Here is an 18540-nt window from a genome sequence, read left to right as displayed (position 1 = left end):
TACTAGAGCACCTCAATCCTGACCTTGATAAGCCCGGCGCGGGGATTGCCGATGGCGCTGAACGCCGCCTTGGAGAGATCGATGATGCGCCCGCGCGGGAAATTGCCCCTGTCGTTGACCCTGACCACCACGCTCTTGCCGTTGGCGAGGTTGGTGACCCGCACCATGGCGCCGAAGGGCAGCTCCATGTGGGCGGCAGTGTTGGCGTGGCGCTGGTAAGGCTCGCCGCTGGCGGTGCGCTTGTTGTGGTAGCGATCGGCGTAGTAGGAGGCAAGCCCCGTCTCGCTATAGCCGCGCCAGCTACCGCCGTGGCTCTCGTCATAGCGACTGCTGCAGGCGGCCAGCAGTACGGTGAGCGGCAGCAGCAGCCCCTTTCGCAAAAATTGCCCCTTTTCAACCATGTGCCTTGTCCTTGCTCCCCTGCGGGGTTTCGATACCAATAAAGCGGCGCCGGTTGTAAGCAAACCGGCGTGATGCCGGCCTGCCAGGGCCGCGCCGCTACTTTGCCACAGTTTCCAAACAAAACGGGAGGCCAAGCCTCCCGTTTTCATACCTCGTCCGTCAGCCTCTGTCAGGCGATGAGCTTGTCGTCGGCGAAGCCGAAGCCACGCAGACCCACCACATGCACGTGCTCGTGCTTGCCCTGCACCTTGCGGATGAGCTTGTAGGTGGTGCCCTTCTCGGGGCTGATGTTCTCGGGCGCCGCGATAAGCAGCTGCATGTCCTGCCGCTCGCACAGTTCGAACAGGGTGGCGATGGATTTGCCATCAAGCCGCGCCGCTTCGTCGAGGAACAGCAGACGGCAGGGGGCGATGTCCTTGCCGCGCAGACGGCGGGACTCCTCCTCCCAGCTGATCAGCACCATCAAGAGGATGGCCTGACCGGTACCGATCGCCTCGCCGGTGGAGAGCGCGCCGCTTTCGGCCCGCAGCCAGCCATCGGCACCTCGCTGCACCTCGATCTCCAGCTCCAGGTAGTTGCGATAGTCGAGCAGCACGTCGCCCATCACCTGATAGCTGCGATCCCCCTGCTCCACTTGCGGGTTGAGGCGCTGGAACAGCTTGGCCATCGCCTCGGAGAAGCTGAGCTCCTTGTCGGCGAACAGATCGTTGTGCATGGCAGTTTGGTCAGCCAGCGCCGTCAGCAGACGGGTGTGGGCCTCGCGGATATTGACGTTGAGACGCACCCCGCGCACCAGACCGAAGGCGATGTTCTGCAGACCCTGGTTGAGCACCCGGATGCGATTCTGCTCGCGGCGGATGATGTTGGTGATCTTGGCCGCCACCTCGTGAGAGGAGAGCGACAGATGGGTTTCCCGCTGCTTGAGCTCATCGGCCAGACGGGCCAGCTCGATCTCCATCTCCTCGATCGCCTCCACCGGATCATCGGAGCGGATGATGTCGTTGCGGATGCGATCTTTCAGGTAACGGTAAACCTGCACGTAGAAGGCCACCTTCTGCTCGGTGCTACGGTTGCCCTCCGACAGTCGCAGCGCATCACGCAGGGCCTCGTCGTGGGCCACCGCCACCCGCAGGGCGCCGAGGGCCTTGTCCGACATGGAGCGCAGCTCGTCGCTGTCCAAATAAGCCAGCTCGCGCTTGTTGAGGCGCTTCTCGACGTCGGTCTCCCGCGCCAGCCGCACCACCCGCGACCAGCTCGCCTTGTGACCCACCAGGGATTTGCGAGCGCCGTAGTAATCCTTGCCTTCCAGCTTGAGACGACCGCCGAGGGATTCGATCTCGCGCTTGGTTACCTGCAACTGGGCCTCGGCGCTGGTGCGACGGGAACGGGTGCGGATCAGCAGCTCTTCGATCTCTTTCTTGTGGGCGCGCGCCTTCTCTTCCATGTCGTCAGAGAGGGTCAGCCCCATGGCCGCCAGCTCCTGCTCGAACTCGGTCAGGGTCTGGCGCTTGGCCTCGACGCTGGAGTTGAGCGCGGTGCGCAGCTGCAACGCCTCGGTGTGGCGCTGGGCAATCTGCTTGTGCTGCTCGCCAGCGGTGCGGGCTGCAAGCTCGGCCGCTTTCAGCTTCTCTTTGAGTCGCTCGCTCATCTCGGAGGCCTTGCCCAGCAGGTCTTGCGCATCCTGATAGGCAAAGTGCGGCAGGCGGGCCACCAGCTGATCAAGGGCATAGCAACGGCGCTTCTGCTCGGCCAGCAATTCGTTGGCTTCGTCAAACGCCGCCTGTAGGGCAGAGAGATCCTGCGGATCCTGACGCAGCACCTGCACCATGGTTTCCAGCTTCTCGAGCGACTTGCCGTGCTTGGCGATAAAGGCTTCGGCCTGTTTCAACGCTTCCACGTCAGCGTGAGCCGCCTCGAGGCGGGCAGCCAGCTCAGTCTCTGCAAACAGGTGGGCAAAGGGCAGCATCCCCTGCACCAGCTGGATATGGCGAGTCAGCTGGGCGGCGGCCGCTTTGGCCTCGGTCAGCTGCTTGTTGCACTCGGCGATGGTCTCTTGCAGCTTGCGCTGCTCGGCCTGTTTGGCCTGCACTTCCGCTTCCGGGTCGGGGCGGAAGGCGATATCCAGATGCTGGCCGATAAAGTCGCGGAAATGGCCGTAGAGGCGGTGGTACTTCTGCTGCTCGAAGGCGGCCTTGGCATAACCCTCGATCAGCTCTTCGCGCTCAAGGTCGAGCTGCTCGATCCGTTTTTCCCGGGCGGCGCGGCCAAACAGCGGCAGCTCGGGGTAGCGGGAGAAGCGCACCTGACGCTTGCTGGTGCGCACCAGCACGGCGTCACCCAGCTCGTCGGCCTCCACCAGATCCTCGTCAAAGGAGTCGGGGTTGCCCTGGATGAGGTAGATATCTTCCGGGCAATCTTCCAGCTTTTTCAGCCGCTCGATGGCGCCTTCGAGATCGAGCACCACCAGAGCGCTGCGAGCCGGGCCGTAGAGGGCGGAGTAGTAAGGGGCATCGTCGATGGAGATGTCGTCATAGACATCGGAGAGCAGCACGCCCCCCACCTGCTCGGCAATGCGGGCCAGCCGCGGATCCGCCTCGCCAGCCCCCAACTGCAGGTTGCGAATTTGCAGCTCCAGCGCCTGTTTCTGCGCCGCGATGCGGTTGCTCTCCTGCTCGAACTCGCGCTCCTTGTCGAGCACGCTCTGCATGCCGGAAGAAAGTTCTTCGGCGGTGGCGAGCGGCAGCCCACTCTGCTCGCGCAGCTGCTCGAGCTTCTCGAAGGATTTCAGCCAGCGCGGGGCCAGCTTGGTGAGCTCCGCGATATCGCGGCCAAGCTGAGTGCCCTGATGCTCGAGGCTGGCACGGCGCTGATTGACCTCGGCCTGTTGCTCGGCCAGCTCCTCCTGACGGGTACGCTGGGCTTCGAGGAAGATCTCCAGCTCATCGCTGCTGGCAATCAGCTGGCCAGAGGCCTGCTGCAGCTCGTCACGCAGCTTGAAGAGACTCTTCTGGCTTTCGCTCTCTTTCTCGAGGCGAGCCAGCGCGGCGCGCAGCCCCTGCCCCTGTGCAATCCGAGCCTTGTCTTCGATGTGACGCTTGAGCAGTGCCTGGGCGGTGGGCCAGGCGGCCTCGCGCACTGTCTCGGGGGCGATGCTCAAAAGCAGCGCCAGCGCCGCTTCGTGCTCGGCCACCGCCGCCTTGGCCAGCGCCAGCTGCTGTTCGGCCCCCAGCACCCGGCTGGTGAGGCTCTGCTCGGCGGCGCGGAACTGGTGCAGGGTGTCGCTCGCCTGTTCGGCGGTCAGCCCCGGCAGCTCGCACTGCTCGCGGGCGTTTTCCAGGGCCTGCACCGCCTGACGGTACTGGATGGCGCGGGTCTGCTGGATATCCAGCGCCTGCTGGTAGTCGGCCAGCTGGGTCTTGAGGCTGTCTACTTCTGCCTGGGCCAGCTCCTTGCGCTCTTCCACCTCCAGCAACTGGCCGTGGATCTCTTCCACCACTGCCTGCTGCTGTTCGAGTTTGTCAGAGAGATCCGCCAGATCGGCGCGGTACATCTCGATCTTCTTTTGCAGTGCCACGGCGGCCAGCACCTTGGCCAGGTGCTCGGCGGCGGACTCCAGCTCGTCGGTCAGCAGCTTCTCGCGATTGGTGAGCTGCTCCACCTCGTCGGCCAGATAGATGGCGCGCTGCTTCTCCTCGGCCAGCAGGCGACGCTTGCCCGCAAGCTCGGCCCGGGCCTTGAGGGCCAGCTCGGAGAGACGGTTCTTCTCGGCGGCGTTGCGCACGTAGTCGGCCGCCACATAATGGGTGGTCTCGGTAATGAGGTTCTTGAACAGATCCCGCTGGCCCTGGGTCTCCTTGATCGCCTCCAGGGTGCGGCGGTTCTCGTAGATGGCCGCCTCCATGTCCTGGAACGCCTTGCGCACCCCGGAGTTCTCCGGCAACAGGTATTCGCGCAAGGAGCGGCTGATGGAAGACGAAATACCGCCGTAGAGGGAGGCCTCGATCAGACGGTAGAACTTGCCGCGATCTTTTTGATCACGCAGCTTCTTCGGGGTGATGCCGAACTCGAACATGAAGTTGTGATAGTCGGTCACCGTATTGAACTTGGCGACCTTGATGGCGCCAAGCTCGGCCGCCGCCCCTTTCAGATCGGCGAAGGCACGTACCCGGCCCTTGCCGTCGTCGAGCTTCTCCAGCAGCAGATCGGTGGGTTGCAATTGCTCCGGCACATCCACCAGTGCAAACGGGGTGATGTTGACCTTGTTGTCACGGTTGGCCACCTGCTCCAGGTGCACGCCGACCCAGATCCGCTGCTCACGGCTGTTCATCACCTCCAGCAGCGAATAGCAGTGGCCGCGCTGCAGCTTGCCGTAGAGCCCCTTGTCACGGGAGGCGCTGGATGAGCCCGCTTCCGTGGTGTTGCGGAAGTGAAGCAGGGACTGGTCGGGGATGAGGGCCGCGATAAAGGCCGCCATGGTGGTGGATTTGCCCGCCCCGTTGCCGCCGGAGAGGGTGGTGACCAGCTGGTCGAGATCGAAGGTACGGGCGAAGAAACCGTTCCAGTTGACCATGGTCAGGGATTTGAACTTGCCTCGCACCTTTATACCTCCAGATCCAGTTGTTCTTCATCGAGATCCGCCTCGATGTCATCAAACAGCGAGTCGCTGCTCGGCATTTCGTCGTCGTGGAAGATGGCCTCCCCCTCCTGGATCATCCGCAGCTGCACGGCGCGCGGATCCTCATCGGAGCGCACGTCTGCGGCGAAGCGGAACACCGACTCGTTGACCCTGAATTTGTCGCTGTTGCCAAGGGCGGTGATCATGCCAAGGCGGCGCAGGCGGCGCATGGAGGTACGGATCTTCTCCAGCAGTTTCTTCTTGTCCAGATCGGTGCCACCGGAGCGGCTGTTGACCATCCGCAGCAGCTGCTTCTCGTCGGCCAGGCTCAGCACCTCCTCCTGCAGCTCGCCCATGGCGAACACCCCTTCCGAGGCGAGCCGATCCGGGCTCAGGTAGAGGTAGCAGAGCACCTTGCCCACCAGCATATCGAGCTCAGATAACACTGTTGTTCCGATGTCGGCGCTCGGGCGCGGGCGCAGGTAGAAGAAGCCTTCCGGCGCCTTGATGAGTTCAACCTGATAGCGGCCGTAGAAGATCTCCAGCTCCTGGTGATACTCCACCAGCGCCGAGTGCTGCTCGAACTCGTCGGCACTGATGTGGCGACCGGAGCGCAGGGCGGTGTCGATGCGCGGAAACAAGGGGTTGGCAATCGCCTCTGCGAGCCGCAGCGGCAAGGGAAATTCAGTATTGATCAATGACATAGGCCTGAACCTTGGATCCAGCTTGGTTAATGGGTTTCCATGCGGGCTGACGATGCAGCTGGTGCTCGCCGCTGGCATGGCCCAGGCGCACGGCCTGGTCGATCAGAAGACGCGCCACGTCGAAGTGGGCATGGGCCGGGTAGTCCAGCAGGTATTCCCGCAGCACGTCGGCGAGATCCAGCTGCTGACCCTGCTCGGGGTAGCGTGCCAGGTAGCGCTCGATGCGCTCGGCCAGCTCCTGGTTGATGTCCACCATCTCCATGTACTCCATCTCGAGGGGCACCTCGCCGGTCACCTCCTCGTCGTGGATGGCGATGGTTTCGTCGCGCAGTTCCAGCAGGCGGGGCTCTTCGGCCACCCGCAGCTGCCAGTTGTGCTGATCGAAGTTGCGGATGGATTCGCGCAGCCGCTGGCTGAAGGCGCGGTTCTTGTCCATGTCGATGGCATTGCGGATGAACTTGTGGACGTGCCTGTCGTAGCGGGCCCACAACTCGATGCACTGCTGGCCCCAGCTGGTGATGACGTCAAGGCGCCCCTGCAGGGCGTGAGTCAGCTCCTCGACGTGGAACAGATCCTCGCGCCCCTGCGCCGCTTCCTGAATGTTGAGCAGCCCCGCCTGCAGGCGGTGGCCGGCGGCGTCCAGGGTATCCTGCAGCTCGCGCAGGGTCTGGCCGGTCTCGTGCAGCAGTTTCTCGCAGCTGTGGATGGCATCGACCCAGTTCTGGGTCAGCAAGGCCGCGATCTCGCTTTTGACCTGATTCTGCTGCTCATCCATGGCGCGCTGGGTAAGATCGATGCGCCCCAGCGTCTCTTCCAGGGAGAAGGTGAGCCGTGGCAGCACCTCGGCATCCCACTGCTCGCGGGTGTTGGTCTCGAGCGCCGCCTTGCGGGCGGTGTCGAGCTCGGCCGCCAGGTGCTCGAGCAGGATGGAGAGCTTGATGGAGTCGACCTGGCGCTGATCCATAAAGAAGTCGACGATGCTCATGCCAAGACGCGACAGGCGATAGAGGCTCTCCCCCGCCACCATGTCGGTGTTGAAACGCGACAGCAGCTGCTGGCGAATGAGATCGTTGATGGCGTTGTTGGCGCGACCGGTGAGGGTCTCGTCCATCTGGCCGAAGGCGTTGCTGACGTAGCCGAAGGCATCGTGCAGGGCCGCTTCCGACAGGTCCGACTCATCTTCGGACAGGGTCTTGATTGCAATCAGAAAGGCCAGCCGGTCGGTGGGCAGGCTCAACGCCAGCCCCTCCTGCCTGACCCATCCCACCATCTCTGGCAGGGTACGGGATGTACTCATCATGACGTTGTCATCTCGTTGTTGTATTGGGCGCAAAGCCTTGCGCGCGGCTACATCCGGTAGCATCGAAAAAGGGGCTCAGCCGGCGGGTTTCTGCGCCATCACGTGGATATAGCGCCCCAGGGAGATAAACGGCTCCTGCCGGCAATATTGCTGCTCCATGGCCAGCAGATCGTCGAACTTCTCCAGCTGATCCTGCTTGTGGCGCATGTAATCGTGGATCACCCGCACCCCGGTCTTGCCGATTATCTTGAGCCCGCCCCGGCCAATCCAGTCATACACCTGCTCCGGCAGCTGGGGATTGGTGGGGGTCAGCGCCGTCTGCCGCTTCTTGCGAAGACCCAGGCGCACATAATCGAAATTGCCCACCACCAGGCTCTGGAACAGCAGGCCGTGGCGGTTGTAGAAAAGCAGCGACAGTATGCCCCCGGCATTGACGAAAGGGAACAGACCGAGCAAGGTCTGGCGCGGCTCGGCGAGCCACTCCAGCACCGCGTGACAGAGCACCAGATCGAAGGTGCCGGTCACGTGTGCTTTAAGATCCTGAATGGGACAATGGATGAGACGGATTCTGTCTTCCAGCCCCTTCTCGGCGATCTGGCTGCGGGCCAGCGCCAGCATCTCGGCGGAAAGATCGCACAGCTCCACCTGATGGCCCATGGCCGCCAGCTTCTGGGCAAAGTAGCCAAACCCGCCGCCCGCATCCAGGATGCGCAGGGGCCGATTGCCAAGGCGGGCCAGGCAGGCTTCGATGTCGCTCCAGACCACTGTGGTGCGGATGCGCCCCTTGGTGGAGTCATAAATGTTGCGGGCGAACTTGTCGGCCCGCCCGTCGAAACTCTGATCGTGCTTCAAGGAGAAACTCAACTATTGCGCCACAGGGTTGTGGCCATCCCAAAAAAGAGAGGTATTCTGTCACATCCCGAATTTGCTGAAAACTCAAGGAACTCTCTGCCGTGTTTGTGCTTAAAAAGTGGCTGGGTCAGCTGCTGATGCCGCTCCCCTTCTCCGTCACCCTGCTGTTGCTGGCGCTGCTGCTGCTCTGGTTCACCCGTTTTCAGAAAACCGGCAAGCTGCTGGCGACCCTGGCCCTGCTCATCGTCGCCCTGATGGGGATGCGGCCGGTGAGCTACCAGCTGGCCCGCCCGCTGGAGCAGACCTTCCCCCCCTTCGAGGTGAGCCAGCATCCAGACATCCAGGCCATCGTGGTGCTCGGCAACGGCCATGTGAGCGACCCGACCGTCCCTGAGCGCAGCTGGCAGAACAACATCGCCCTGGCCCGCACCCTGGAGGGGGTACGGCTGGCCCAGGCTTATCCGCAAGCGGAGCTCATCTTCTCGGGCTATGTGTCGGGGGATCCCCTCTCGAACGCCGAGGTCAACGCCCGCATGGCGGCAAGCCTCGGCATCCCCCGTTCGCGGATGACGTTGTTTGAAAACAACAAAGACACCCACGATGAGGCTGTCAGCATCAGCCGCCACCTGCAAGGCAAGCGGGTGGCGCTGGTGAGCTCGGCCACCCACCTGCCGCGGGCCATGGCGCTCTATCAGGGTCAGGGACTAAATGCCGTGCCGGCTCCCACCGACTACACCGCCAAGCAGAGCCAGGTGGTGCAACCCCTCTACAGCTACCTGCCCAAGGGGCGCTATCTGATGTATTCCGAGGCTGCCATTCACGAATGGATTGGGGTATGGTGGGCCCGTCTGCGGGGTCAGGTCACCGATTGAGCGATCGAGCCTTTCATTCCTGATTTGGATCAGGAAAGCGAAAAAAAATTACGTCATTTGCCGCCGGGTCAGCTATCTTGGGCTCGGTTCAATTCATATAATGTCGCGCAATCAAATGCCTAGGAGATATAGAAGATGAGACAGCACCTGGTAATGGGTAACTGGAAACTGAACGGCACCAAGGCTTCCGTCGAAGCACTGATCAAAGGACTGACCCCGGCGGCTGCCGCTCATCCTTCTGTACAAGTCGCCGTCTGCCCGCCGGTTATCTTTTTGGGTCTGGTTGAGCAGCTGACCGCCGGCAGCAAGATTGCCTACGGTGCCCAGAACGCCGACGTTCATGAGTCTGGCGCCTTCACCGGCGAGAACGCTCCGTCCATGCTCAAAGCCTTCGGTTGCACCTACTCCCTGGTCGGCCACAGCGAGCGTCGTACCCTGCACGCAGAGACCGACGAGGTGGTTGCTGCCAAGTACGAAGCCATCCAGAAAGGCGGCCTGATCCCCGTGCTGTGCATCGGTGAGACTCTGGCCCAGTTCGAAGCCGGCACCACCAACTCCGTGGTCGAAACCCAGCTCAAAGCCGTGATCGATCGTTGCGGTATCGCCTCCTTCGAGAACGCCGTCGTGGCTTACGAACCGGTATGGGCCATCGGCACCGGCAAGACCGCTACCCCGGAAATCGCGCAGGCCGTGCACGCTCACATCCGCCAGTACCTGGCCGGGTTTGATGCAGCCGTGGCTGCCAAGGTACAGATCCTGTACGGCGGCTCCGTGACCGGTGCCACCGCTGCCGACCTGTTCGGTCAGCCGGACATCGACGGCGGCCTGGTGGGCGGTGCGTCCCTGAAAGTGGACGACTTCTCCCAGATCATCGCTGGCGCGGCCAAGTAATCGGCTGCCATGGAGGGGGCGCTTGCCCCCTCCTGCGTATCGCTTTTCCTATGGCAGCCAGCGCATCCCATATGAAAGCCGATATAGTAAAAGTGGCTTGTCTCATTTAACCCTTTCGTATTCGACAACTCAGATCCAGAGGCACTCATGACCAAACAAATCAAACGTATTGGTGTTTTGACCAGTGGTGGCGACGCACCGGGTATGAACGCAGCCATTCGCGCCGTGGTGCGCGCCGGCCTGCATCATGGCCTGGAAGTCTACGGCATCTATGATGGCTACCTCGGTCTGCACCAGGACCGTATCGTCAAGCTGGAGCGCCACAGTGTCTCCGACGTGGTCAACCGTGGCGGTACCTTCCTCGGCTCCGCCCGTTTCCCGGCCTTCAAAGATCCGAAAGTGCGCGCCGAAGCGATCGAGAACCTGAAAAAGCACGGTATCGACGCCCTGGTGGTGATCGGCGGTGACGGCTCCTACATGGGTGCCAAGAAGCTGACCGAAGAGGGTTTCCCCTGCATCGGCCTGCCGGGCACCATCGACAACGACATCGCCGGTACCGACTTCACCATCGGCTTTGACACTGCCCTCAACGTGGTGGTGGATGCCATCGACCGTCTGCGCGACACCTGCAGCTCCCACCACCGCATCTCCGTGGTCGAGATCATGGGCCGCCACTGCGGCGACCTAGCCATGTCTGCCGCCGTCGCCGGCGGTGCCGAGTACGTGATCGTGCCGGAAGTGGCCTTCGACAAAGAGAAGCTGCTGCAACAGATCAAGGAAGGGGAAGCCAAAGGCAAGCGCCACGCCATCATCACCATCTGTGAGCATGTCACCGACGTGAACGCCTTGGCCAAGGATATCGAGGCCATGACAGGTCGCGAAACCCGCGCCACCATCCTGGGCCACATCCAGCGCGGTGGCTCCCCGACCGCCCGCGATCGCATCATGTCCAGCCGCATGGGCGCCTTCGCCGTCGAGCAGCTGCTGGCCGGTCAGGGTGGTCGCTGCGTCGGTATTCAAGGCAACGAGATGGTGCACCACGACATCATCGACTGCATCGAGAACCTGAAGCGTCCCTTCAACCAGGAGCTCTACGATCTCTCCACCACCCTGTTCTAAGCCCCGCTTGTTCAGGCTGTTGTGACAAAAAACCCTCCGCTGGAGGGTTTTTTATTGGCGTGGGCCACCTGCCGGCACGCCCGCTCCCATTCCACCCTCTGGCCATGTTTGCTGTTTCCCCGCCCATGGCTCCCTGCCTTCCCCTCGCCTCTTCAGGCAGCCCGGTCAGGGCGATGCAGCCAGCAAACCTCCCCACCTGCCATTGACTCGCAGCGAAACCCTGCACAGGGCCATCGCGCTGTGCAGTCAGCTCACCCTCCATGCCATCAAGTGGCCATGTACCTGCCATCAGCAGCCCCCATCGAGCCGTCAACATGCCTTGAAAAGAGTCGAACAGGGTCGGTTCAATGGTTGCGCGACTGTCATCAACCGCAGGATTTCTGCAGATTTGCGAGCGTGCTGCCGCCAGAAGGTGGCGTCACGACAGGGAAAAACTCCCGGAGCACGACAAGAAATGCTGGGGGTAGGGAAAATGGGGCTGACAGGAGTCCAAACCACGCCAGACTCACCCCATTGCCAGCAAAACTGTCTGCTTTTGCCGACAAAATTTCAAAAAACCAAAAAAGCCTCATATAAGACCCTGCATGAGACACAACAAGAATAAATATAATACATTGATTTCATTGAACAAAAATACCATCAAATCCTGGTGGATGCCCAACACCCATCTTGAAGCTGATAAAACAGCCTTAGATTTATAAAAATGACGCTTTCAAGCGCTACGCGACAACTATGGCCACATAAATACACTTTACTATTGTTTTACTGCGCAATTGTGGTATCTTGGTTCCATCATCAGTCAGCCAAGGGAGACAATAATATGAAAGAGTTTGTGGTTACTGCCGTTTTCACCGTGTTTTTCACTCTGGTTGCCGTCTCTCTGCCGTCGCTGTCACAGCTTTGAGCCGGTTGGTTGCCCACTTCGTGATCCGCATGGGCAACGACAGGCACCAGTGCGCTGGTTAATTCACCGCATTCAGTCATTTTTGGTCGTTTCATCGAAAATGAGTGCAGACAAGGTGGTTAGCACCAGTCGGTGTATATAAACAGAGCTGTCGTGCCAAGGCAGCGTAAACAGGGGGAGCCAGTGGCTCCCCCTGTTGCATTTGTGTCTGCGGGATTTACTCTTGCCCCCCTGCCCGTCACAATATCCGCTGGATTCGCCATGCAGGAATTACCATGACACAGGATGCGCTAAGCCATTGGCGTCGTGATCTTCATCGTCTGCCCGAAGCGGCCTGGTGTGAATTTCGTACCAGCTCCCTCATCGCTCACCACCTCAATGAACTCGGTTTCTCCATCATGCTGGGTGACAAGCTGCTGGCCAGCAACCTCATCATGGGACGCAACATAGACGTGCAGGCCCAGAAGGAGCGAGCCCTGCGCCAGGGCGCCCATCCGGACTGGCTGGGCCGGATCGAAGAGATAACGGGGGTGATGGGACTGTGGGACAGCGGCCGACCGGGCCCGACCCTGGCCTTTCGCTTCGACATCGATGCGGTGGAGGTCGAGGAGAGCCAGGATGAGCTGCATCCCCCCAGCCAGGAAGGTTGGCACTCGCGCAACCCCGGCTGGATGCACGCCTGCGCCCATGATGGCCATACCGCCATCGGGCTGGTGCTGGCCAAGCGGATCGCCGCCCTCGCCGATCGGTTGAACGGCCGTATCAAACTGTTCTTCCAACCCGCCGAAGAGGGGTGTCGCGGCGGCAAGGCGCTGGCCGCCGGTGGCCAGCTCGATGACGTGGATGCCCTGCTGGCGCTGCACATCGGCATTCACGCCAACAGCGGCGAGCTGGTGGTCAATCCCACCGAATTTCTCTGCTCCACCAAGTTCGACGTGGAGTTCATGGGGCGCGCCGCCCATGCGGGGCTCGAGCCCAACGCCGGCAGCAATGCGCTGGCGGCGGCCTGCATGGCCACCACCGCCATGCTCGGCATCGCCCGCCATCGCGATGGCATGACCCGCATCAACGTGGGCCAGCTCCATGCGGGCAGTGGCCGCAACGTGATCCCGGGCCATGCCCTGCTGCAGGGAGAGACTAGGGGCGCCACACCGGCCCTCAACGACTACATGTTCAGCCAGGTGCAGCAGATGGTGGAAGGGGCGGCCATGATGCAGGGTGCCACCTACCTCATTCGCAAGCAGGGAGAGGCCATCGGCATCGACAACAGCCCGGCCCTGCTTGAGGAGATCATCCCGCTCGCCCAGGCGCTCAAGCTGGAGACCATTCACACCCGCCGCTTCGGCGCCAGCGAGGATGCCGGTTTTCTCATCGAGCGGGTGCAACGTAACGGCGGCCAGGCGGCCTACCTGATCCTTGGGGCCAATCTGGCGGCGCCCCATCATCACCCGGAGTTCGACTTCGACGAGGCCGTGCTGGCCCCCGGCGTGGCACTGCTGGAGTCCTGGTTGCTGGCCCGCCTCGGCCGCTAGCAAGAGCCGGATACAGACAAGGCAGCCCGTGGGCTGCCTTGTTTTTTTTCACTTCCCCTGCGCAGCAGAAGTTCCTATTCGCCCAGCACGATGGCCGAGAGGTGGGCGAAGTGGTGGATCTCGTGGGTCGCCTCGCTCGGCCCATTCTGACGGGCCGGGTTGTACCAGCAGGTTGCCAGCCCCTGGGCCGCGGCGCCGGCGATATCGGTCTTGGGGTTGTCCCCCACCATCAGCACCCGCGCCGGACTCGGCTGTCCCATCAGTGCCAGCGCGTGCTGGAAGATGGCCGGCGCCGGCTTGGTCACCTGCACCTCGTCCGAGATCACCAGCGGTTCGAACCAGGCCTGCCAGCCCAGCTTGTCGAGGCGCCCGCGCTGGGGCAGGCTGAAACCGTTGGTGATGATCCCCATTTTCACCTTGCTCTTCAGCGCCTGCAGAGTCTCCTCCACCCCCTCCAGCGGCACGCTCAGGGCGATGATCTGCTGCAGGAAGGTGTCATTCATCGCCATCGGCGCCACGTCCACCTGCTCGGCAAAGAGGGAGAAACGGGTCTGCTGCAGGTGGACGGCATCGATCTCGCCGGAGTTGTACTGCTGCCAAAGCCGGTGGTTGAGGGCATGGTACTCCGCCATCTTGGGCGGAGTCGGCGTCACGCCGTAAATGTGCAGTGTCTGCTCCAGCGCCTGAGCGACCGGGAAATCGACCAGGGTTTCATCCAGATCGAACAACACCCAGTCATAACTTGGTTCTTTCACGGGATCCCTTACTGTTCTGGTTGATCAAGTTCATTGCGCCGTCCCAGCGGGCCGGCCAGCAGTTCCAGCGTCAATCTGACCCCGAAACCGGTCACCTCGCTGCTGACCACGCCATTGCCGCCCTTGTTGCGAAAACCGCTCAAGTCGAGGTGCAGCCAGGGGGTCTGGGCAGGCACGAAGCGGCTGAGGAAGCGGGCCGCATCGATGTGATCCGGCGAGGCGCCGGGCGCACACTGTAACAGATCGGCCCACTCGCTATCGAGGTTGTCGTCGTAATCCTCATCCAGCGGGAAGGGCCAGACTCGCTCACCGCTGCGCTGACCCAGGCTGATCAGCTCGCTCAGCCACTGGGGCCGGTTGGTGAAGGCGCCACTGTAGCGGCTGCCGAGCGCCCGCTTGCAGGCCCCGGTCAGGGTGGCGTAGTCGATCAGCAGATCCGGGTTGTCCTGCACCGCCATGCTGAGGGTGTCGGCCAGCACCATGCGTCCCTCGGCATCGGTATCCACCACCTCGATGGTGGTGCCATTGAGGGCGGTCACCACCTCCCCCGGCCGGTAGGCGAGCGGGCCTATGTGATTCTCGGCGATGGCGAGCCAGCAGTGCACCTCGTAGGGCAGCCTGGCCCGGCTGATGGCGTGAAGCGTGCCCAGCGCCACCGCGCTGCCCCCCATGTCCAGATGCATGCCGTACATGCTGCCGGAAACCTTGAGGTTGTAGCCGCCCGAGTCGTGACAGATCCCCTTGCCCACCAGGGCCACTCGCCGCACCGCATTGGGTGGGCAGTAGCTCAGCTTGACCATGGCGGCCTGGTTGTCTTCCGAGCCGCGGGCCACCGCGATGAAGGCACCGGCCCCCTGCTCGGCCAGCTGGGCCTGATCGTACTCATGCCACTGCCACCCCTCGCTCTGGGCAAGCTGGCGTACCCATTCACGGTAGCTGCGGGCGGTCAGATCGGAAGCGGGCGACACCGCCAGATGGCGGGCGATACCGTTGCCCTCGGCCTCGGCATAGATCCGCGCCAGATCCAGCACGCAATTGGGAGAGACCGCGACCTGCTGGTAACGCCAGGGATCTTCGCTGCGATGCTTGTGGCTTGGCAGCGGCACGTTGGCCGCCAGCAGGGTGGCCAGTGCCAGTTCGGCCAGGAGAGTGGTATCGGCCTCGTCAAACCCCTCCAGGTGCAGCCCCAGCCGCTCAATCTTGAGGCCGGCCAGCGGCGCAACCCAGCTGCGCACCTGCTTGTAGAGGGTATGATCGCGAGGGGGACGGGCCGGCAGGAAGACCAGCAGTTGCAGGGTATTGTGCAGCACCAGGCTGTAGGGGGCTTTCTGCCCCAGCGCGATCTGGGCGCCGACGGCGGCAAGCTCGGGCAGGGCCAGCAGGCTCTCGCGCCGCTCTTCGGCGCAAATCAGCAAGTTGGCGGCCAGACCATTGGTGAGGACGGCAGCAAGGCTGGCGTCGTGAATGTCGATCTGCGGCGGCAGATAGGTAAATGGTTGCATCATCGGGCAAGGCCCTCGTCCATGAAGAGGTACCAGAGATGATACCCAACAAAGCGGGGTCACAGCCAGATTGCACTTGAAAATCAATATCAAACTCGAAAAGGAGACAAAGCAGAAAGACCGCGAAAGCGGCTGGATGACAAGCTAGAGGATCAAGGTAATAAAGAAGGAAAGTTGGTTGCGGGGGCCGGATTTGAACCGACGACCTTCGGGTTATGAGCCCGACGAGCTACCGAGCTGCTCCACCCCGCGTCTGAATTGTATTGCCACCACAAGAGACAGAGCAGTTGCCCCTTGCTGTCTTCGTCTCCACCGCGCGGCCATTGCCTACCATGGACACAAATTAGTTGGTTGCGGGGGCCGGATTTGAACCGACGACCTTCGGGTTATGAGCCCGACGAGCTACCGAGCTGCTCCACCCCGCGTCCGAATTGTACTGCCACCACAAGAGGCAGAGCAGTTGCCCCTTGCTGTCTTCGTCTCCACCGCGCGGCATTGCCTGCCATGGACACAAATAGTTGGTTGCGGGGGCCGGATTTGAACCGACGACCTTCGGGTTATGAGCCCGACGAGCTACCGAGCTGCTCCACCCCGCGTCCGTATTTTTTCGTTCAAGCTGAGCAGTAGCCTGTTCGAATTCTCTTGTTTATCAACACATTGTGAAACAAGGCTGATGCAAGAACTCAGATGGTTGCGGGGGCCAGATTTGAACTGACGACCTTCGGGTTATGAGCCCGACGAGCTACCGGGCTGCTCCACCCCGCGTCTGAGGTCGCCAATAATAGGCGCCGGCGCTCAGATTGCAAGTAAATATCCTAAAAAAACTTCATTCGTAGATTAAACCGGCATAAATCGCAGGAATTTGCAACAGAGCGCGGTTTTTTCAGGCAAGCAGCTTGTGGGCCAAGCTGGCGCACTACACTCAGATGGTTTGTAACTCCTCGTTCTGGGTAGGTTTATCATGCGCATCTCCGCCGGTCATTGCCGTCAATTGGGGGCCACACCCGAGCACGACGGCGTCAACTTCGCCATCTGGGCCCGTCTTGCCAGTCGAGTCGAACTGCTGCTGTTTGCCGGCGCCGACGATGCCACGCCGGAAGTGATCCCCCTCTCCCCCCGCCTCAACCGCACCGCCTACTACTGGCACATCCATATAGAGGGGATCGGGCTGGGTCAGCGCTACGCCTATCGCATCCAGGGCCCCTGGCGCCCCTATTACGGCACCCGCTTCGATGTCGACAAGGTGCTGCTGGACCCTTATGGTCGCAGCATCGAGCTGGGCGCCAACTACGATCGCTGGGCGGCGGCCCGCCCCGGCAGCAACCTGGCCTGCTGCGCCAAGAACCGGGTGGTGGATACCCGAAACTACGACTGGGAGGGGGACAAGCTGCCTGCCCACTCCCTCTCCCGCTCGGTGATCTACGAGCTGCACCTGGGGGGCTTTACCAAGTCGCCGGACTCGGGGGTCGACCCCGCCCTGCGTGGCACCTACCTCGGCCTTATCGAGAAGATCCCCTACCTGCAATCCCTCGGCGTCACCGCAGTCGAGCTGCTGCCGGTGTTCCAGTTCGATCCCCAGGATGCCCCCAGAGGGCTCTCCAACTACTGGGGCTACAGCCCCATGTCGTTCTTCGCCCCCCACGCCCAGTACGCCAGCGGCGATGATCCCCTCACCGAGTTTCGCGACATGGTCAAGGCGCTGCACCGCGCCAACATCGAGGTGATCCTGGACGTGGTCTACAACCACACCGCCGAGGGGGGCGATGATGGCCCCACCTTCTCCTTTCGCGGCATCGACAACGAGGCCTACTACATCCTCGACGCCAATCAGAAGGACACCAACTACTCGGGCTGCGGCAACACCTTCAACGGCGCCCACCCAGTGGTGCTGCGCATGATCATGGACAGCCTCCACTTCTGGCGTCAGGAGATGCACGTGGACGGCTTTCGTTTCGACCTGGCGGCCATTCTGTCGCGGGACGAGTCGGGCCAGCCCCAGGCCAATGCACCGACCCTGCGCACCATCGATACCGATCCCCGCATCGCCGACATCAAGCTCATCGCCGAGGCCTGGGATGCGGGGGGCCTCTATCAGGTGGGCAGCCTGGCCGGCGCCCGCTGGCGCGAGTGGAACGGCCAGTTCAGAGACGACGTGCGCCGCTTCCTGCGCGGGGATGACAACGCCGTGATGGCGTTCGTGGAGAGGCTGTGCGGCAGCCCGGACATCTACCACTACCACCACGCCGATCCGGAGAAGAGCATCAACTTCGTCACCTGCCACGACGGCTTCACCCTGTGGGACTGGACCAGCTACAACGGCAAGCACAACGAGGCCAACGGCGAGCAGAACCGGGATGGCTGCGATCACAACTTCAGCTGGAACCACGGCCAGGAGGGGCCGAGCGAGGATCCCCAGATCAACGCCCTGCGCACTCGTCAGGCCAAGAACATGATGGTGGCCACCCTGCTCTCGGTGGGCTCCCCCATGCTGCTGATGGGGGACGAGGTGCTGCGCAGCCAGCACGGCAACAACAACGGCTACTGCCAGGACAACGACACCTGCTGGATGCACTGGCAGCCCGATGCCAGGGGGCAGGAGATGTTCCGCTTCATGAAGGAGCTGATCCAGTATCGCAAGCACCTGTTCCAGCGCCCGGAGCAGGAGAGCATGCCGCTGTCGCTGACCGAGATCCTGCGCCACAGCGAGATCTGCTGGCATGGGGTCAACGCCGCCCAGCCGGACTTTGGCCCCCACTCCCACGCCATCGCCATGTCGGCCCTGTCGAGCGAAACCCGGCTGGCCCTCTACGTGCTGTTTAACGCCTACTGGGAGCCGCTCACCTTCAACCTGCCAAGCCCCCCCAAGGGGGTCGGTGGCTACTGGCGCCGGATCCTGGATACCGCCCTGCCCTCGCCCGAGGACATCAGCACCTTCGGCATGCCGCTCGAAGGGCTGACCCGGGAGTATCTGGCCCAGCCGCGCAGCAGCTGCCTCTTTATCTGCGGCGCTGACGACTTCTACTAGAGGTCGCATACCAAGGCCGCAAACAGCCAGCAAAAAGCCCACCCCGGGCAACCGGGGTGGGCTTTTT

General features: G+C 62.3%; 12 protein-coding genes and 4 tRNA genes. 5 read left to right on the top strand and 11 right to left on the bottom strand.

The features are described 5' to 3' along the window. Window positions 1-2: 2 nt before the first annotated feature. The 5 genes from ACB033_RS07535 to cmoM all read right to left on the bottom strand — a co-directional run bounded on the left by ACB033_RS07535 (window position 3) and on the right by cmoM (window position 7873). Complete coding sequence (locus ACB033_RS07535; protein ID WP_162519783.1) at window positions 3-401, bottom strand: septal ring lytic transglycosylase RlpA family protein; 399 nt, start codon at window positions 399-401, stop codon at window positions 3-5. A 170-nt stretch (window positions 402-571) separates the two neighbouring features. Next, on the bottom strand, window positions 572-4999 hold the full coding sequence (gene mukB, locus ACB033_RS07530; RefSeq protein ID WP_139724019.1) for a chromosome partition protein MukB: 4428 nt from the start codon (window positions 4997-4999) through the stop codon (window positions 572-574). A 2-nt stretch (window positions 5000-5001) separates the two neighbouring features. After that, a complete protein-coding gene (gene mukE / locus ACB033_RS07525) occupies window positions 5002-5721 on the bottom strand; it encodes a chromosome partition protein MukE (RefSeq protein WP_005300522.1) in 720 nt (239 codons plus the stop codon). After that, window positions 5702-7021 (bottom strand): chromosome partition protein MukF, encoded by a 1320-nt coding sequence (mukF, locus tag ACB033_RS07520; RefSeq protein ID WP_005300519.1) that lies wholly within the window; start codon window positions 7019-7021, stop codon window positions 5702-5704. The genes mukE and mukF overlap by 20 nt, the downstream gene beginning before the upstream one ends. 75 nt (window positions 7022-7096) lie before the next feature. Next, entirely contained in the window at window positions 7097-7873 is a 777-nt protein-coding gene (gene cmoM / locus ACB033_RS07515) for a tRNA uridine 5-oxyacetic acid(34) methyltransferase CmoM (protein WP_010634083.1), read from the bottom strand. A 101-nt stretch (window positions 7874-7974) separates the two neighbouring features. Between cmoM and elyC the strand changes: the two genes are divergently transcribed. From elyC to ACB033_RS07495, 4 genes are all read left to right on the top strand, one after another. Then, on the top strand, window positions 7975-8745 hold the full coding sequence (elyC, locus tag ACB033_RS07510) for an envelope biogenesis factor ElyC (RefSeq protein WP_139397571.1): 771 nt from the start codon (window positions 7975-7977) through the stop codon (window positions 8743-8745). 135 nt (window positions 8746-8880) lie between these two features. After that, window positions 8881-9636, top strand: coding sequence for a triose-phosphate isomerase (gene tpiA, locus ACB033_RS07505; RefSeq protein ID WP_005300511.1), 756 nt, complete (start codon window positions 8881-8883; stop codon window positions 9634-9636). Between the two features lie 147 nt (window positions 9637-9783). Further along, complete coding sequence (pfkA, locus tag ACB033_RS07500) at window positions 9784-10755, top strand: 6-phosphofructokinase (protein WP_005300508.1); 972 nt, start codon at window positions 9784-9786, stop codon at window positions 10753-10755. Between the two features lie 1179 nt (window positions 10756-11934). Continuing rightward, complete coding sequence (locus ACB033_RS07495) at window positions 11935-13191, top strand: M20 family metallo-hydrolase (protein ID WP_042006653.1); 1257 nt, start codon at window positions 11935-11937, stop codon at window positions 13189-13191. Window positions 13192-13265: 74 nt separating this feature from the next. Here the strand turns inward: ACB033_RS07495 and yjjG are convergent, their stop codons facing one another. The 6 genes from yjjG to ACB033_RS07465 all read right to left on the bottom strand — a co-directional run bounded on the left by yjjG (window position 13266) and on the right by ACB033_RS07465 (window position 16213). Continuing rightward, the gene (gene yjjG, locus ACB033_RS07490) at window positions 13266-13946 is read right to left on the bottom strand and encodes a pyrimidine 5'-nucleotidase (RefSeq protein ID WP_042006652.1); all 681 of its coding nucleotides are present in this window, start codon (window positions 13944-13946) and stop codon (window positions 13266-13268) included. 8 nt (window positions 13947-13954) lie between these two features. Beyond that, window positions 13955-15451: a leucyl aminopeptidase family protein gene (locus ACB033_RS07485; protein WP_139724021.1), complete on the bottom strand. Its 1497-nt coding sequence runs from the start codon at window positions 15449-15451 to the stop codon at window positions 13955-13957. Window positions 15452-15623: 172 nt separating this feature from the next. Continuing rightward, window positions 15624-15700 (bottom strand) — tRNA-Met (locus ACB033_RS07480). 96 nt (window positions 15701-15796) lie between these two features. Next, a tRNA-Met gene (locus tag ACB033_RS07475) sits at window positions 15797-15873 on the bottom strand. A 94-nt stretch (window positions 15874-15967) separates the two neighbouring features. Next, a tRNA-Met gene (locus ACB033_RS07470) sits at window positions 15968-16044 on the bottom strand. A gap of 92 nt (window positions 16045-16136) precedes the next feature. Next, window positions 16137-16213: transfer RNA gene (locus ACB033_RS07465), tRNA-Met, on the bottom strand. A 196-nt stretch (window positions 16214-16409) separates the two neighbouring features. Here ACB033_RS07465 and glgX point away from each other — a divergent pair. Further along, on the top strand, window positions 16410-18473 hold the full coding sequence (glgX, locus tag ACB033_RS07460; protein ID WP_139724320.1) for a glycogen debranching protein GlgX: 2064 nt from the start codon (window positions 16410-16412) through the stop codon (window positions 18471-18473). Window positions 18474-18540 lie beyond the last annotated feature (67 nt).

Source organism: Aeromonas sp. S15(2024), assembly GCF_041402265.1.
GTDB lineage: Bacteria > Pseudomonadota > Gammaproteobacteria > Enterobacterales > Aeromonadaceae > Aeromonas > Aeromonas dhakensis.
Note: the sequence above shows the minus strand (reverse complement) of the source record. Positions and strands in the feature narration are given on the sequence as shown.

Coding starts and splice junctions, on each gene's coding strand:
- ACB033_RS07535 (WP_162519783.1), bottom strand. CDS start 401: ATGGTTGAAAAGGGGCAATTTTTGCGAAAGGGGCTGCTGCTGCCGCTC.
- mukE (WP_005300522.1), bottom strand. CDS start 5,721: ATGTCATTGATCAATACTGAATTTCCCTTGCCGCTGCGGCTCGCAGAG.
- mukF (WP_005300519.1), bottom strand. CDS start 7,021: ATGATGAGTACATCCCGTACCCTGCCAGAGATGGTGGGATGGGTCAGG.
- tpiA (WP_005300511.1), top strand. CDS start 8,881: ATGAGACAGCACCTGGTAATGGGTAACTGGAAACTGAACGGCACCAAG.
- pfkA (WP_005300508.1), top strand. CDS start 9,784: ATGACCAAACAAATCAAACGTATTGGTGTTTTGACCAGTGGTGGCGAC.
- ACB033_RS07495 (WP_042006653.1), top strand. CDS start 11,935: ATGACACAGGATGCGCTAAGCCATTGGCGTCGTGATCTTCATCGTCTG.
- ACB033_RS07485 (WP_139724021.1), bottom strand. CDS start 15,451: ATGATGCAACCATTTACCTATCTGCCGCCGCAGATCGACATTCACGAC.
- glgX (WP_139724320.1), top strand. CDS start 16,410: ATGCGCATCTCCGCCGGTCATTGCCGTCAATTGGGGGCCACACCCGAG.